Genomic DNA, 15705 nt, shown 5'->3' with positions numbered 1-15705 from the left:
AAATATAGATTACTCCAGGTTTTCCATATGTAAAGAACCCGCCTAACACAAGGATTTTTGAGTGTTAAGCGGGTTTTTTGATGTGAAAATGGTTTGGTTTTGTGGTCGTGGTCACACGAATGTTCTCAGACCCCAAACCAAGCCCGGTGAAGGGCATATACGCCTTCCGTAATATCCTCAATACTCAATCCACCAAAACCAATCTGAACCATGGATTGCTCCGCTTGAACTGGTTGCGTCCAAAAGGGGGATACCGGGTAGACATGGACACCTTCCTTCTCAGCAGTAGCAATCAGCTTGTGTTCATCCATTCCGTTATGTACACGCAGTAAAATGTGAAGTCCTGCATCCTGACCAATGATTGTAACGTTAGAGCCCATAAGCTGCTGAATCGTTGAAATCAGTATGGATTGCTTTTGTCGGTATACTTTGCGCATTTTGCGAATGTGGGCTTCCCAATGACCATTTCTCATAAACAGCTCTAGTGTATTCTGGTGAAAACGTGAAACGGTCTGATCATACAGGCGGTAGTTTTGCTCATTATGAAGCTCTAGCAGGTTTTTAGGCATAACCATGTAGGCAATACGTAATGAAGGGAGCAGGCATTTCGAGAAAGTCCCCAGGTATACCGTACGTTGATGGCTATCCAGACTCTGCAAGGAAGGTATCGGTTTGCCAACGTATCTGAACTCGCTATCGTAATCGTCCTCAATAATAATGCCATTTTGGTCTGCTGCCCATTTCAGTAATTGCATTCTCTTGTGGAGAGGCATGACCATCCCATAGGGGAACTGGTGAGACGGTGTAATATACACGATGCGGGACTGGCTCTCATAGAGCTGCTGAATATGAAGGCCATCGGTTTCTAGCGGAATCGGTCTAAGTTGTAGACCATGATGTTGAAAAATCGTCCGAGCACCGTCATAGCCAGGCTCCTCCATCGCTATGCTGCGGTTATCGGATCCTAATAATCCAGATAACACAGCGAGTAGATATTGAACGCCAGCACCAATCATGATCTGATCTGGTGAGCAATTCACGCCTCTTGATCCATGCAGGTACTTGGCAATTTCCATTCGAAGTCCGGGCTCTCCAAGAGGATCACCATATGAAAATATGGCCTGATGGTTCTGCTGTAAGCTTAGATTGGATAACTTACGCCAAGTAGCAAGTGGAAAATGCTCAGCATCCACATCACCATATCGAAAATCGTACTGAATCGTTGGATGTGCCAGTGCGTGATCTTCCGACCCTTGTTTACGAATATGAGGAGATGAGGGCAAGGTATCCAATTGCAGGTCCATAACGTATAGGCCACTTCTTGGTTTGCTTAGCACATAACCTTCTGCCAATAACTGTTGATAGGCCAGCTCAACGGTATTACGACTAATATGTAAGTGTGCAGACAGCGAACGAATGGATGGAAGCCGTGTCTGGGCTGGCAACTTTCCGTTCATAATTTCCTTCTTAATATATTGATATAGCTGGGTGTATAAAGGTTCTTCAGACTCTCTCTTCAGCAATAAGGTTAAATCTATCATCTATAACCTCCTATTGTTTTGTAAACTGACCCTATAATATAGTTTAGTTTTGGCACTACTTATGGGGTCAATGGACGATTACAATTATATCACGTCCTGTCTGGTTGGGAACAACACTCAAAGGCGGGGATCACCATTGCTTTAGGAGGAGACTTGAATTGGATAAAAAAACAGACTCCATTGGACAAATGGAGAGAGGTCAACAATCCGCACTGAATGTGGGTGCATTTAATAATCATCCCGGTTTCCGGCGTATGTTTGCCCCTGATCAATTGACAATAGGCCTATTTCTACCGCTTAGATTTTATTCAGGTAACATGGATGTTCTGAGGGGGCAGGCAGACCTGGTGGATATCATCGACCAACAACATTTTGCATCCGTGTGGGTGCGTGATGTTCCGCTATTTGATCCTGGATTCCAAGATGCCGGGCAAGTATTCGATCCATTTGTTTATCTTGCCTATCTTGCTGCAAGGACCAAAAACGTATCCTTGGTAACAGGAAGCGCGATCTTCACGCTTCGTCATCCGATTGATTTAGCCAAGGCAGCTGCATCCATTGATGTACTTTCGGGCGGACGACTTGTGTTAGGGATTGCTTCTGGCGACCGACCTGCTGAGTTTCCGGCTTATGGGATTGATGGGGAGCATCGTGATGTGCGATTCCGGGAGACGGTGGAGTTTTTTCGTGAGCTTATACAGGATAGAACTGGCGCAATTCAATCTTCTCTTGGTCAATTGAAAGGGCTTGAATTGCTCCCGAAGCCCGCAGCCGGTGGCATTCCGCTCGTTGTGACAGGCTCAAGCAGGCAGTCTTTAGATTGGATTGCGGAGAACAGTGACGGCTGGCTCACGTATCCCGAAGCAACGGCAAACGAATCCGGTCCTCAGATGCTTGGCCATAAGATTAGTGCCTGGCGTGAAAAAATACCTAATGGCATGTTCAAGCCGCATATGACCAACGAATGGATTGATCTGGTGGAAGATGTCAATTATCCGCGAACACCGCTTCGTGGCGGATACATATTACGTACAGGTCGGGCAGGTTTGATTCAGCTTTTGGAGGAATGGCGAGCGGTGGGAGTTAATCATGCTGCACTAGGCATTCATTTTTCGAGTCGGCCTCCTGCTGAGGTGATTCAGGAGTTGGCAGAGGAAGTGTTGCCCCTCTTTCCTACGCATGTGGGTCCGAAGCCGTTGTTTACAGGGTGGTAGAGCATAAAATTGTTGCCTGATGACACAGATGACTTTCTCCGCATTTCTGTTAACGATCAGAAGAGTATCGATCCGCTGACAGTGTTGAGGTCAGGGGTTCGATCCTCTAGGTACCATAACGAAAAAGACGTCATTTCGAAATATATTATGGCGTTTTTTTCGTTATGGATTGTTCAGGTAACGAATGCGTAGCTTAATCTGCGTGCGTGCAAGTAGCTGTAAATCGACTCGATACAGCAGATCAGGGATGATACCAAAGGTATGACATACTTTTTATGTAAACGCTTTAATTAAATATAGACAAGGGGTGCCGACGGTGATAATATTGTTTCTATAAGAAACTATATTGTTCTTATCAGATATAATTACAAGGACTTCATTCTTAATAAACGCCCTGTGCTAAAGGATTTCAACTGTTTGGTGCTTGAGCGTAGCGAGAGGGATGGGAAATATTATGAGTATAATTGAAACAACAATCGAATCCTTTGACGGTACTCGGCTATATTCTAGTAAGAATTTAGTTAGTGATGCGAAGGCAGCCGTAGTTATTGTTCACGGACTAGCTGAGCATGCAGGGCGCTACGATTATTTGACAGAGAAGCTGAATCAGCGCGGGTTTAGCGTGTATCGCTTCGATCATCGCGGTCATGCCAGATCCGAGGGACAGCGTACGTTCTATAAAGAATTTGATCATCTTATTGAAGATGTTCATTTCATTGTTGAGGCGGCATTGCAAGAGAGCGGCGATCTTCCGCTGTTTGTTATCGGGCATAGTATGGGCGGTTTTGCAACCTCGTCCTTTGGAACGAAATATCCAGGCAAGGTCAAAGGCATCGTGCTATCCGGAGCTCTCACTCGTTACAATACAAAAGTTGCCGGAGAACTGCCGATGGATCTTCCTACAGGCACGTATTTCCCGAATGAGCTGGGCAGCGGCGTATGTAGTGATCCCGCAGTTGTATCCGCTTACGCGAATGACCCACTGGTTGAAAAGCAGATCTCAGTAGATTTATTTAACAGCTTGGGAAATGGCATAACATGGCTCAAGGAGAACGCCAAGCAGTTTACAGATCCCGTACTTGTTCTGCATGGGGCCAATGACGGGCTGGTCAGCGAAAAGGATTCCCGTGACTTTTACGGCGATATCGCTTCAACGGATAAAACACTCAAAATTTATGCTCATCTGATGCATGAGATCTTTAATGAACCGACTCGTGATGATGTTATTGAAGAAGCAATTACATGGATTGAAAAACGGATCTGATTTCAGTAGAGTAAGAGAGAGAATCTGAATATGAAAGGGATTACGCATGAAATTAGATTGGATGGGCAACCATCGGGAACTGATTGAGAAAATTATCAAATACGGTAATGCGTACTCAAACACTTACAAGTTGCAGCGAAGCTATGGTACAGACATGATGTTCTCGGCTTCACAGATTCAGACGCTGGAATACATTCTGGAAGCCGAGGACAAGGAAGAGAAGATGTCGGAGATGGCTGCACGCCTGGGTGTAAGCCGCAGTACATTTTCCAAGAACGTGAAGAATCTGACGGAAAAAGGGCTGCTCGAAAAATTTCATTTAAGCGGTAACCGCAAAGACATCTACGTCAAACCTTCAGCAAAAGGACGCGAGGTATATACGAAGTATACCGAATTTGTAAGGGAACTTTGCTTTGATGAGATTTTCAAGTATGCAGATCAGATTTCAGAAGCAGATAAGCAGAACTTTTGTCGCATCATGGATTTATTTGCCGACGTGCTCGTCTGGTATGGTGAAAAAGAACAGGAAACGCGCAAGTTAATCAGAATTGATTCCGATTCGGGCAGCGACTAGTTTCGAGATAAACGGGATTTTCCTCAAGGCTGTTCTGTGGCCTGAGAGGAAAATCCCTTTTTGCTTCTTCTGAAACGCGAACCTTTAAATTAAGGCACCAGCCCATTCCTTCCGCGAATGTCCGTCATACAGTATAAAGTGCTTGATGCAGCAGAGGCTGTAGGACAATTATTCGGCAGGGAGTGGGACGTGTGAAATCATCAACAAAGCTTACCGGACGGGTTATTTACAAAGGTGATCCAGGATATGAAGCGGCGCGTAAGAACTGGGACCCGCATACGGACAGATATCCCAAAGTTTTTGTTTTTGCCCAACGGACGAAGGATGTATCCAACGCTATCCGATGGGCCCGTGAGAACAATGTTCCGATCAGACCGCGGAGCGGCAGACACGCGCTTGAAGTGAACCTTTCACAGGTGAATGGCGGTATCGTGATTGATGTGAGTGATCTGAATTCCATCAAGCTTGATAAGAAAAATGGAACGGTTGTTGTTGGAACAGGAAACCGAGTGGGAAGAATTGCGAATACCCTTGCCAAGCAAGGTTTCATAGCTCCTTTTGGTGACAGCCCTACTGTAGGGATCGGTGGAATTACATTAGGTGGGGGAATTGGGCCTCTCCAGCGTACCATCGGTCTCATCAGTGATAACCTGCTTGAGGTAGAGATGGTGGATGCCAAAGGAAAAGTGATTCGGGCTAATAAAAATCGTAATTCGGATCTCTTTTGGGCCTCGCGGGGAGGAGGCGGTGGTAACTTCGGAGTCTACACCCGCTACAAATTCAAAGTGCGCCGTGCTCCAGCGAAGGCGACTGTATTTAAAATCACCTGGCCTTGGGCTCAATTCGAAAAGGTGCTCAAAGTATGGCAGAGGTGGGCTCCCTCTGTTGATACAAGACTGGGCAGCGAGTTGTCCATCGGACCGAAAAAGGGTGGCAATGTTGTCATGGAGGGGCTTTTCCTAGGGTCAAAAACAGAGGCTCTTCGTCTATTGCAGCCGATTACGAGTGTCGGCACGCCGACAAGTTCCATTGTTCGTTTGTTACCTTACACAGAAGTTGTGAAGTTCTTATTGCTTCCTGATCCGATTGAGACTCAAAGGTACAGTAACCAGTTCTCGTCCGGTTTTGGACAGAAACCATTCCCTGACAAAGCCATCAAATCGATGCGCGCATTTTTGGAGAACTTGGAAGAGGGGCCAGGCGGGTTCTATTTTCTCAACTGGGGCGGAGCAGTAAGTCGCAAATCACCTAGATCAACCGCCTTCTTCTGGCGTAAAGAGAAGTTCTATGTGGAATGGACCAGTACGTGGCTCAAACCATCCCATGCCGCCAAAAATATCGCACTCGCTCGTAATACCCGCAAAAAATTGCAACCATACATCGTGGGTTCCTATATCAACGTTCCAGACCAAGGGATCAAAAATTCCGGTCCAGTGTACTATGGAGCCAACTATGCCAGACTTCGGAGAGTCAAAGCCAAGTATGACCCGAAAAATGTGTTCAACAATCCGCAAAGTATCACTCCGGCTCGGATCGTGTAGTTCATGTTCACTTGTGAAATGCCTCTTCAATGAGTGAAAAAACACGCCTTAATTGGCGTGTTTTTTTGGTATGTATGTTCGTATAAAAACCGCCCTCGGTCATATGACCAAGAGCGGCTTCTTTACATGTCATTACTCATGCGAGTCATTGAGCTATTAAGCTTTAACTTGTTCTCCAGCAAATACTTCAACGTTCATTGGAGCGGCCATGAATGCTGCTGCTTGTTGAACAAAAGCTTGGAAATGCGCGCTTGTGTTGTGGGAAGCTGTAGCAGCTTCATCTTTCCACAACTCGATCATCGTGTATTGTTGTTCGCGTTCTGTGCTTTTTGCCAAATCGTAGCTGATGTTACCTTCTTCTTGACGTGTTGCAGCGATCAGTTCTTTCGCAGCTGCGAGGAATGCTTGCTCTTGGTCTGGTTTAACTTGCAGATGAGCGTGAATGATAATCATATTGTAAAACCTCCATAGAGTGTTTGTTTGGAATATGTTAAGAATGTATGCTTATTGACCAATATAATCGTGACTTACAGGGAAACCGTCCCTGATATTATGCCCAAGTTGTGATTGTTTCTACTGGCAAACGGTAGGAAGGGTGACCTTCTTTAGCCGATTTACCGATAGAGATCAGCATAACCGCTTGATAACGCTCTTTGTCCATGCCAAATGCTTCTGCAATTTGATCTTTTTCGTAACCACCGATTGGGTTAGTATCATAACCGTGAGCACGTGCTACAAGCATTAATTGCATGGAAGCAAGTCCAGCGTCGATCATATTAACTTCGCGAATAGCGGAAGCAGGCATACTTTCATAATAAGGCAATACTTTGGATAGTTGCATATCTTTTACTTCTTGTGGCATATAACCGAGTTCTACAGCTTTACCAAAAATTTCTTCCATATGTTCCGCGTTTTTCATATCAATGAATACACCAATGACTGCGGAGGAAGTCAAAACTTGATTTTGATTAAATCTTGCAAGTGGAGCAAGTTTTTCTTTACCTTCAGCTGTGTCTACAACCAGAAAACGCCAAGGCTGCAGATTGATTGAAGATGGTGCACGTGAAGCTTCTGACAGAATTTCAGTCATTTCTTCACGGCTGATTTTCACTTCAGGATCGTAAAGTTTAACAGAACGGCGACCGTAGGTAATTTCGTTAAAATCATTGGTTTTTTGGAATTTGCTTTGAATTGTACTCATGAATGGATCTCTCCTCTATATATGGGTTTAGAAATTGTTCTGCATACGTTCCAGGAAATCGGCGAGTGACTGAACTTCGTCTTCACTGAAATCCTGTAAAATCTGGTTGATAAAATTGGTCTTCTCTGCTTTGTAGCCTTCAATCTGCTTCCGACCGTGGTCCGTCAGACGAACAAAAGTTACCCGATTATCATCGGGGTTTTTACGTCTTGTAACCATCAGGTCCGCCTCAAGCTGTTTCAAGTGGCGTGTAATTGCAGCACTATCAATGTTAATGATTTTCTGCAGCATGGATTGGTTAATCTCATCTACCTGATCCAGCTCATGCAGAATTTCAAAGCGAGAGGAACTGATACCCGTACAGCGTTCGAACTTGGGACTAATTTTGTTGCCCAGCACGTTCAGCAGATTGATGATCTGTTCTTCTTTGGAAACAATACGTGTCATGACTAGACCTCCCGGGTGAATCTGAATCATGAACAACGGCGTATGTTAACCAATAATTAAAGTTGCAGTATACAATGCCATTGCCTAATGATTATTTGGATGCTCTCGATCATTGAGGTATCAATATTTGATGCGTCAATCATTGATGGCTCAATTAATATATCATGCCTTTTATGATTTTGCAACAGGTTCTGAAGAAGAGGATGATTATACCTGTATTATCCCGGTGCATAAGCATTGTCGTCTGTATAGGATGTCCAAATGGATAAGTTAATATCGATTGTTTATGTTATTGAGAATTGTTATCAACTAATTTATAATAAAATGAAATGTACATAACGAGCGAAAATAACAGGCAGTTCATAACAGCAGCAAGAATGTATGTCGATGTAGTATGGCGGGAGGGAAAGTATAGCGGATATGAATTTGAATGATCACATCAGGTTGTGGAATCATGTTTTTGTCAAAATACTGGATGTACGCCAAAACGCTTTGCATCCTGGGGAGAATCTGAAGAATTATCAACTACCAGCGAGTACCTATCTATATATCACCGACGGAAGTGCACGGATACGAATGGATCAACACAGATACATCGTGGAGGGATTCCACATCATTCATGGAGGCAAGCAGGCGTATTTAAACATGGAGACGGATTCGGGCGTGGCGTATTATATGATTTTGTACAAAGCCATTCTAGCCTTGCCCTGTGGGATGGAAATTCAGCATCTGATGGACCATGAACGTCCGTTCCAGGACCAATATGCACTCGTACCAACCCGTCCGCTGCACATGTATCAGTGTATGGAGGAATTGAAGCAGGAGTGGGAGCAGTCTACTAAGCTTGCAAAGTTACATGCCAAAACCTTATTTCATCAATGGGTATATTTTTTATTGACAGACTTACACGAACAATCCATTCAGCCATATAAACCGGATACGGTCACACAGGCTATTGAATATATGAATGCTCATCTCCATGAGCCCATAGCTCTTGACGGAATGGCAGAAGCAATGGAATGCAGTGTGGGGCACTTGTCGAGGCTGTTCAAACAAAAGTTAAACATCAGTCCCATCCAGTATCTTGGACAGATTCGAATGGAGAGGGCCGCACATCTTCTGGTGCATACCAGTGCTACGCTGCAACAGATTGCAGAACAGGTCGGCTATCCGGATGCACATTCACTGAGCCGGAGCTTCAAAAAAATAAAAGGGCTTTCTCCAATTCGCTACAAAAAAGGAGTAAGCCAACGGTTAAACAAGTCGAAACAGACATTGGTATTGAACAACAAGCAAGATTTGCCCAGTGTAATGCAAGAAAATGCCCTTCATTCTCCATATTCCCATCTATATAATGATATTGATTATCAATATCAAAATAACGTTGGAGGGGAATTAATAATGCAAGGAAAATTCAAAATGACAGCACTAAGCATGATGTTGTGTCTCACGCTATTGCTCACGGCCTGTTCCAGTCCGGCACCGTCTGCAAGTGGTACGCAAACAGGGACCAATCCGGCTACTACACAATCGGATAACCAGGCAACGGAGGCAGGGAAATCGACTGCACAGCCGGAGACGCGGACCGTCTCTACAATGAGGGGAGATGTGGTAATTCCGGCCAATCCGCAGCGTGTTGCTTCAGATCAATATATGGGGTACCTGCTGAAACTGGGCATTGTACCGGTTGGTGTAAGAACATTTATGCTGAACGAAGGATGGATTGAAAAGTCTGGCATTGCTGCAGATGTTATAGCGGGAATTGAGGATTTGGGAGGAGAGTTCCCGATGAATCTGGAGAAGTTAGTGTCACTTGAGCCGGATCTGATCATCGGTTCCATTGATAAAAATATTGAGGATTACGAAAAAATTGCAACGACCGTCTTTTTACCTTATTGGGAAGGCGATAAAACTTCTGGCCCACTGGAAAAGCTGCGCCGGATTGCTGGTGTTTTTGGTAAAGAGAAGGAAGCAGAGCAATGGATCACGACATATGAAGAGAATATCAAAGAGACTAAGAAGCAGATCGATGGTGTGATTAAAGAAGGCGAGACCGTATCCATCATACAAATAGGATACAAAGCGTTGTATGTACTTGGTGCGGAAGGCGGGAACTATGGTAGTTCCACCATCTATGAGATGCTGCAACTGCCTCCAACTCAACAAGCACTCGATATGAAGGATGGATTCGAGACGATTTCTCTTGAAGTACTGCCTGAGTATATGGGGGATCATATCTTCTTATATGGTTCGGGTAGTGAAGACGCCAAAGAGATCCTGAACAGCGAGGTTTGGAAACGTCTGCCAGCTGTACAGAAAGGACAAGTCTACGCCTATGGTTCCTTGGATGGAACAGAGGATGAGTTCGTCATGGAAGATCCCTATTCACTGGAGTTGCAGTTGGATAGTATAAAGAATTTACTATTGGGAGCTAAAAAATAGAGTGTAATCAGTTCATAGAGAATCGGATCATGACAGGGAGGGGACGTGAGCATGGAGGAAAATGATTGGATCAAACGACTGGAGCAACTACATTTCTCTGCTGTCCACGTCTGCCATTACTCCAGCAATCCGGGGGCTGTTCAGCGTCGGATCTGGAAAAGGTTCGCCATTTGCAGGGTCATCGCTGGCAAGGGATCTTTGTCTATGGATAACATTGTACATACGGTGTCTCAAGACGAGTGGTTTTTGTTGAAGCCAGGAATGCATGTGGAGTTTCAGACGGATAAGGAAGCACCTGTCCGATATCAGATCATTTTATTTTCCTGTGTTATACTTACCCGGCGTAAGAATGCTTGGCATACCGAGGCATTTGATCTCCCTGTGACGGGCAAACTTAATGTTCCTTCCAATACACGTGATATTCAGGAGATGATGGATACCCTGATGAGTGGAAAACACTCGTTTACGAGTCTGGAAAAGACGCGCAGGAAACATCTTTTGCATCAGTTGTTGATTCAATTAATGATGCACGTGAAAGAAGCAACTCCCCCTGTAGCGGCGATGGATCTGGCACTTGATTATATGACGCATCAGTATAGGGAAGACATTCGAATTGATCAGATGGCCCGCATGGCAGGGCTTAGTGTGAATCATTTTATAAGAACATTCAAACGACAATTAAATATGACCCCGATTGAATATATACTGAAACTACGTATGGCAAAGGCCAAGCAACTGTTATTTTCTTCAGATAAAATCAAGGAAATTGCGGAGCAAGTGGGTTATAAGGACGAGCACTATTTCAGCAGAGTCTTCAAGAAAAATGAGGGAATCGCCCCAACGTTATATATGAAAAATAAAGTGAATCGCATTGCCACCTTGTATTACGGGTTGGACGATTATGTGATAACGCTCGGTTTGAGGCCAGTATCCGCTTTATCTTATGGTCAGAGGGTGGCTCGTCATGTTGCCATACCTGCGCTTCAAGCACACAGTCATCAGGGACTTATTCTGGATAGCTTCAATCAGAACTATGATGATTTGAGGCGAGTCCAACCGGACCTGATCATTACAAGTGATCGTTTGGAGCCAAATGACTCCCTGAATCGTATCGCGCCTACCACCATGCTAGAGCACACCAACCATTTTGGGGAGAGGCTTCTGTATATGGCGGACATTATGGGCCGCACCGAACAGGCTGTACAGTGGATAGAACAACATGCTGAACTGAGCCGGGTTCTTCGAGGACGCATTCAATCGAGGTGGGGGAAACAGAGTGCCATGTTCATCCGGGTGACTTCTCATTTCTACCGAATGTATGGATTGAACAACCAGACAGGGGCCCTATTGTATGATGATCTGGGATTTTATTTGCCTCGTGATTTTCCGGAACAACAGTGGGCTGTAGAGAGCAAAGTTTGCGATTTGCAGTTATACGACGCGGATCATGTGTTTGTAATGGTCGACCCGACAGAAGAGGCACGTGCCCAACTGGGGCAATTGCAGCAATCCAGTGCATGGTTGGCATTAAAGGCTGTTCAAGAAGGCCATGTATATAATGCAGGAGATATTTTCTTCAAAACGCTGGGTCCCACCGGACGCATGTGGGCCATGCGATATGTGGCAGAGCAACTTGGGGTTACCTTACGGTGATATTGTGCAAGAGAAGAGAGTGGAATAATCCATGGTAAGCCTGTATGCTTTTCCCTACTATAGTGATAATGATTATTATTATTAAATAGTAGAGGGGATTTACTACAAATGGTAAGACAGAGAGCAACAACGATGATACTGTTGGCCCTGCTTGTGCTCGTTCTGACGGCATGTAGCAAGGCATCAGAAGTAACAGAAGCAACGCCTCCGCAACAGGATACACCTGTGGAAGAGAGTGGTACACAAACGATTGAGCATCTTAAAGGAACAGCGGTTATACCGCAAAAGATAGAGCGTATGGTGGTATTATCTGCTGCTTACATCGATCACATGTTGACGATTGGTGAGAAACCAGCAGGCGTTAATGTAGAAGTTCGTTACGGAGGAGATTATTTGCCTTACTTTGCAGATCAGCTTGCCGGCATTCCAACGGTAGGGTCCGCAGACAGTCCTAACCTGGAGGCTATCCTTCAGATTGATCCGGATGTCATCGTTATTGAGAGTCGAACTGCGGAGAGTACGTATGATCAGTTGGAGAAAATCGCTCCGACGATTGTACTTGGTACTGAATGGCTGGATTATGTTGATGATACAACATATTGGACACAGGATCTGTTGACCATTGCCGGGATGTACAACAAAGTGGATCTGGCAAAAGAAAAGATAGCCGAGGTAGAGCAGCAGGCGAAGCAATTAAAAGCGAAGATCGAACAACTGGATCAAAAAAAGTTGGCTTATCTGCGTGTAAGAGAGAAGACCTTACAAATTTACGCGGCAAAAGGACATCCAACCAACACACTTTTGTATCATGATCTTGGATTTGTGCCAACGACTGTGACACCTGCCGAACAACGTGAGGACCTGTCCATGGAGAAAATCGCGGATATCGATGCTAATTTCGTAGTTCTTGAGGTTGACCCGAATGCCGATGAGTATTTAAACAACATCAATGCAAGCTCACTCTGGAAGGGAGTGCCGGCTGTCGGTGCAGATCAGGTCTATACGACAGACTCGTTCTGGTTGTTTAAGGGCTGGGGAGCGATTGGGCGAAGCGAGATTATCAACGAAGTTGAAGAGATGATTCAATAGATGAGACATTATCCAAGACATGATTATTCAGAGATGTCGGAAGTGTTACAGCAATTTTTTGTGACGACGATCCAAGTGGACTGCGATGATTCCAAGTATCCTTTCCGTGTGAAGGATCTGCTGAATGAAGAGAAACGAAACTTGATATTGCGTGAACAGGCTATGCAGCAAGGGCTTCAACTGGGCGGCAAAGGAAGTGCGGCCGTCGGTACACTTTTTGCCAAACGTTACTCCGTATTCGTGATGTCCGTAATTTCAGCATTCAGTCTATACGATACTATACTTAGCGTTGCAGACGATGATGTGCGGTTTGAATTGAATGGTGCAGGTGGCATGCGATATGAGACTCTGCTGGAGAGAACCTCTCTGGAGGGTGAAGATCCTGTTCAGCGCAGGTCAGAGAGTGGCTTGCTCAAGAAAAGAGTGCTGCTACATCTGGAACCTGTCCTGCGAGCGGTAGCCGTCGCTACAAGAGCGAGCGATAAGGTCATGTGGTCTCTGGTTGCCCATAATGTGCAACAATTGTATGCACGTATGATCAATGATCAGAGCATTTGGAAGACAGATGAACGGCTTGCAAAGATTCAAGAAGATCAAAGCCTCTGGCTGGATCGGCAAAACGATAATGCATGTACATTTGCCAATGAGCTGCAGCGCTTCGAACATTCCGGGTGGCAGGGACCTCCGTTCCTGATACGCCGATATTGTTGTTTGGCTTATCTGGTTGGAAACGGAAGTCATACACATGGGTATTGTAATAGTTGTCCGAAGCTGGATTCGGAATCCCGATTGCGTAAACTTCTCCAGCAGTGAACAGACACTCTTGTACCGCATGGTACGAATCAGTTTCAGACAATCCATGTTCTCTTCGGTTTCCAGTGGATAGAATCTATGATTGACAAGCTACACAACCTGCAGCGGCTTGAGCCAGCGTCTGCGGGTTTGTTGGCTTTGTACAGGGTCACAATACCCTTTGCATTGAGGGATAGTATTCGTTATACTACAAGCTATTGATCAATTAATCACTAACTATTGGAGGACCAATTATCATGGCTAAAGATACAGCAGCGTCGGTCAACCGGCGAAATGATATTATCTCTGCAGCAATTGACGTCTTTGCGGAAATTGGCTATTATCGTGCGACTACAGCCCAGGTAGCTGAACGGGCACAGATCTCACAGCCGTATATATTTCGTTTTTTCAAAACAAAAGAAGCTTTATTATTAACTGCAATTGAGGTCTCATGGACACGGGTGATTGATTCATTTCGAATTGTGGTGGAGACGGCGACGCCAGATCAGTTGGAAAATGATCTCATCGAAGCCTATGATAAGATTCTGGAATCGCATAAGAGCGAAATCTTGCTTCAGATGCAGGCGCAAACGATTCGGGAAGAAGTCATTCGTCAGGCCATGCAAAAAGGCATTAGTGATGTACGAAGTATGGTTCTGGAAGCTTTCACAGTTGCAGGCATTGCTGAACCATTGAAAAGAACCATGATTTTTCTGGCGATCGGGATGTTGTGTAATGTATCTAATGCTCTGGATATGCCGGAGTTGAAGGAACGATAGAGAGGGAGGTAAAGTCCCTTTTTAAATTTTAGTTATTGATCAATCACTAATTATGGTTTATATTGTTTTTTAGTAAGTGATTGATCAATAACTAAATGGATGAAAGAGGTCGATATACGATGAAAAGAGCTATTGTTATTGGAGCTACAGGTGGCACAGGTGCAGCAATTACGGAAGAATTGATTAGAAGAGGCATTTTTACAATTGCATTTGGGCGCTCCCGTCAAAAACTGGAGCAACTTGCGGTAAAGTTGGGATCACCGGATCACCTGTTAATCGCAGTGGGAGATGCATTTCGGCCGGATGATATTATTGCTGCTACCCAGGAATGCGATGTCATTTTTCACTGTGCGAACGTCCCGTATAACGAGATGGAGAGCAGGCTGATTCCACTTGGCGAATCCGTCATGGCGGCGGCAGAACACTTGGGTCTTAACGTGGTTGTAATAGATGGAATCTACCCCTATGGCAGAAGACAAATGAACGAGGTAACGGAAGAACATCCGAAGCGGCCACATACCCACAAAGGCAAGACACGACTTGCCTATGAACAGATGTTATTCAGCACGAGATGGAGCAGAGCTCAGGTGATGATCGTTCGCTTGCCAGATTATTATGGCCCATCGGCTAATCAGGCTTCCTATCTGGGTTCAACCCTTGAAGCGATAGCAAAAGGCAAGATGGCTTTTTTTATCGGAAATATGAAGGTACCCAGAGAGTACATCTATTTACCGGATGCTGCCGTCATGGTGGTGGAACTGGCAAGCAGAGAGATGACGTATGGACAGAATTGGAACATTCCTGGATCGGGGATCATCTCGGGTCATGACATCGTGCGATTGGCACAGAAGGCTGCGGGAAGAAGCAAACCTGTGCTGGCGTTAGGAAAAGTAGGATTGTCGTTGATTGGACTGGGTGTACCCATTATGAAAGAAATTGTAGAAATGTTATATCTGACCGAGGAACCGCTGGTCTTGAGTAGAAAGAAGTATGAGGACCGGATTGGCCCAGTTGTTGCAACGTCTTTTGAAGAAGGAATTGCGTTGACGATTAAGGAGTTGCAGGGGGAGTAGATAGGAATATATTTTTAGAGAAAAGTAATTGATTGATCACTAACAATGGTGGTTTCATAGGTATATTGAATAGGGGGCGCACAAAGCTAGTCCCG

The 15705-nt window shown here is 44.9% G+C and carries 14 protein-coding genes; 10 read left to right on the top strand and 4 right to left on the bottom strand.

What is annotated here, in order from left to right:
* Positions 1–125: 125 nt before the first annotated feature.
* A complete protein-coding gene (gene pdxR, locus QVE09_RS09015) occupies positions 126–1541 on the bottom strand; it encodes a MocR-like pyridoxine biosynthesis transcription factor PdxR (RefSeq protein WP_315936538.1) in 1416 nt (471 codons plus the stop codon).
* 158 nt (positions 1542–1699) lie between these two features.
* Here pdxR and QVE09_RS09010 point away from each other — a divergent pair, with 158 nt between their 5' ends.
* The 4 genes from QVE09_RS09010 (at position 1700) to QVE09_RS08995 (ending at position 6134) form a co-directional block, all read left to right on the top strand.
* Positions 1700–2755, top strand: coding sequence for an LLM class oxidoreductase (locus tag QVE09_RS09010; protein WP_315936537.1), 1056 nt, complete (start codon positions 1700–1702; stop codon positions 2753–2755).
* A gap of 454 nt (positions 2756–3209) precedes the next feature.
* A complete protein-coding gene (locus QVE09_RS09005) occupies positions 3210–4019 on the top strand; it encodes an alpha/beta hydrolase (RefSeq protein ID WP_315936536.1) in 810 nt (269 codons plus the stop codon).
* 46 nt (positions 4020–4065) lie between these two features.
* Complete coding sequence (locus tag QVE09_RS09000; RefSeq protein ID WP_315936535.1) at positions 4066–4593, top strand: MarR family winged helix-turn-helix transcriptional regulator; 528 nt, start codon at positions 4066–4068, stop codon at positions 4591–4593.
* Between the two features lie 191 nt (positions 4594–4784).
* Positions 4785–6134, top strand: a complete 1350-nt coding sequence (locus tag QVE09_RS08995; protein ID WP_315936534.1) for an FAD-binding oxidoreductase — start codon at positions 4785–4787, stop codon at positions 6132–6134.
* Positions 6135–6290: 156 nt separating this feature from the next.
* On the opposite strand, the gene QVE09_RS08990 is transcribed toward QVE09_RS08995, so the two are convergent.
* The 3 genes from QVE09_RS08990 to QVE09_RS08980 all read right to left on the bottom strand — a co-directional run bounded on the left by QVE09_RS08990 (position 6291) and on the right by QVE09_RS08980 (position 7782).
* A complete protein-coding gene (locus QVE09_RS08990; RefSeq protein ID WP_017689458.1) occupies positions 6291–6587 on the bottom strand; it encodes a putative quinol monooxygenase in 297 nt (98 codons plus the stop codon).
* A gap of 97 nt (positions 6588–6684) precedes the next feature.
* Entirely contained in the window at positions 6685–7335 is a 651-nt protein-coding gene (locus QVE09_RS08985) for a nitroreductase family protein (protein WP_315936533.1), read from the bottom strand.
* 27 nt (positions 7336–7362) lie between these two features.
* On the bottom strand, positions 7363–7782 hold the full coding sequence (locus tag QVE09_RS08980) for a MarR family winged helix-turn-helix transcriptional regulator (RefSeq protein ID WP_074094402.1): 420 nt from the start codon (positions 7780–7782) through the stop codon (positions 7363–7365).
* A 420-nt stretch (positions 7783–8202) separates the two neighbouring features.
* Between QVE09_RS08980 and QVE09_RS08975 the strand changes: the two genes are divergently transcribed.
* The 6 genes from QVE09_RS08975 to QVE09_RS08950 all read left to right on the top strand — a co-directional run bounded on the left by QVE09_RS08975 (position 8203) and on the right by QVE09_RS08950 (position 15610).
* Positions 8203–10224, top strand: a complete 2022-nt coding sequence (locus tag QVE09_RS08975; protein ID WP_315936532.1) for a helix-turn-helix domain-containing protein — start codon at positions 8203–8205, stop codon at positions 10222–10224.
* A gap of 51 nt (positions 10225–10275) precedes the next feature.
* On the top strand, positions 10276–11877 hold the full coding sequence (locus tag QVE09_RS08970) for a helix-turn-helix domain-containing protein (protein ID WP_315936531.1): 1602 nt from the start codon (positions 10276–10278) through the stop codon (positions 11875–11877).
* 108 nt (positions 11878–11985) lie between these two features.
* On the top strand, positions 11986–12966 hold the full coding sequence (locus tag QVE09_RS08965) for an ABC transporter substrate-binding protein (RefSeq protein ID WP_315936530.1): 981 nt from the start codon (positions 11986–11988) through the stop codon (positions 12964–12966).
* The gene (locus tag QVE09_RS08960) at positions 12967–13779 is read left to right on the top strand and encodes a hypothetical protein (protein WP_315936529.1); all 813 of its coding nucleotides are present in this window, start codon (positions 12967–12969) and stop codon (positions 13777–13779) included.
* A gap of 236 nt (positions 13780–14015) precedes the next feature.
* Positions 14016–14537, top strand: a complete 522-nt coding sequence (locus QVE09_RS08955; protein WP_076318384.1) for a TetR/AcrR family transcriptional regulator — start codon at positions 14016–14018, stop codon at positions 14535–14537.
* Between the two features lie 119 nt (positions 14538–14656).
* A complete protein-coding gene (locus QVE09_RS08950; RefSeq protein WP_315936528.1) occupies positions 14657–15610 on the top strand; it encodes an SDR family NAD(P)-dependent oxidoreductase in 954 nt (317 codons plus the stop codon).
* The last annotated feature ends 95 nt before the right edge of the window (positions 15611–15705 follow it).

This window comes from Paenibacillus sp. ClWae2A, assembly GCF_032452295.1.
Classification (GTDB): domain Bacteria; phylum Bacillota; class Bacilli; order Paenibacillales; family Paenibacillaceae; genus Paenibacillus.
The sequence above is the reverse complement of the archived record's forward strand: the minus strand, read 5'-3'. Positions and strand labels throughout refer to the sequence as shown.

Bases quoted from the DNA above. Each gene is read 5' to 3' on its own strand.
- QVE09_RS08990 (WP_017689458.1), bottom strand. From the start codon at position 6,587: ATGATTATCATTCACGCTCATCTGCAAGTTAAACCAGACCAAGAGCAA.
- QVE09_RS09000 (WP_315936535.1), top strand. From the start codon at position 4,066: ATGAAATTAGATTGGATGGGCAACCATCGGGAACTGATTGAGAAAATT.
- QVE09_RS08970 (WP_315936531.1), top strand. From the start codon at position 10,276: ATGGAGGAAAATGATTGGATCAAACGACTGGAGCAACTACATTTCTCT.
- pdxR (WP_315936538.1), bottom strand. From the start codon at position 1,541: ATGATAGATTTAACCTTATTGCTGAAGAGAGAGTCTGAAGAACCTTTA.
- QVE09_RS09005 (WP_315936536.1), top strand. From the start codon at position 3,210: ATGAGTATAATTGAAACAACAATCGAATCCTTTGACGGTACTCGGCTA.
- QVE09_RS08955 (WP_076318384.1), top strand. From the start codon at position 14,016: ATGGCTAAAGATACAGCAGCGTCGGTCAACCGGCGAAATGATATTATC.
- QVE09_RS08950 (WP_315936528.1), top strand. From the start codon at position 14,657: ATGAAAAGAGCTATTGTTATTGGAGCTACAGGTGGCACAGGTGCAGCA.
- QVE09_RS08980 (WP_074094402.1), bottom strand. From the start codon at position 7,782: ATGACACGTATTGTTTCCAAAGAAGAACAGATCATCAATCTGCTGAAC.
- QVE09_RS08975 (WP_315936532.1), top strand. From the start codon at position 8,203: ATGAATTTGAATGATCACATCAGGTTGTGGAATCATGTTTTTGTCAAA.
- QVE09_RS08985 (WP_315936533.1), bottom strand. From the start codon at position 7,335: ATGAGTACAATTCAAAGCAAATTCCAAAAAACCAATGATTTTAACGAA.
- QVE09_RS08965 (WP_315936530.1), top strand. From the start codon at position 11,986: ATGGTAAGACAGAGAGCAACAACGATGATACTGTTGGCCCTGCTTGTG.
- QVE09_RS08960 (WP_315936529.1), top strand. From the start codon at position 12,967: ATGAGACATTATCCAAGACATGATTATTCAGAGATGTCGGAAGTGTTA.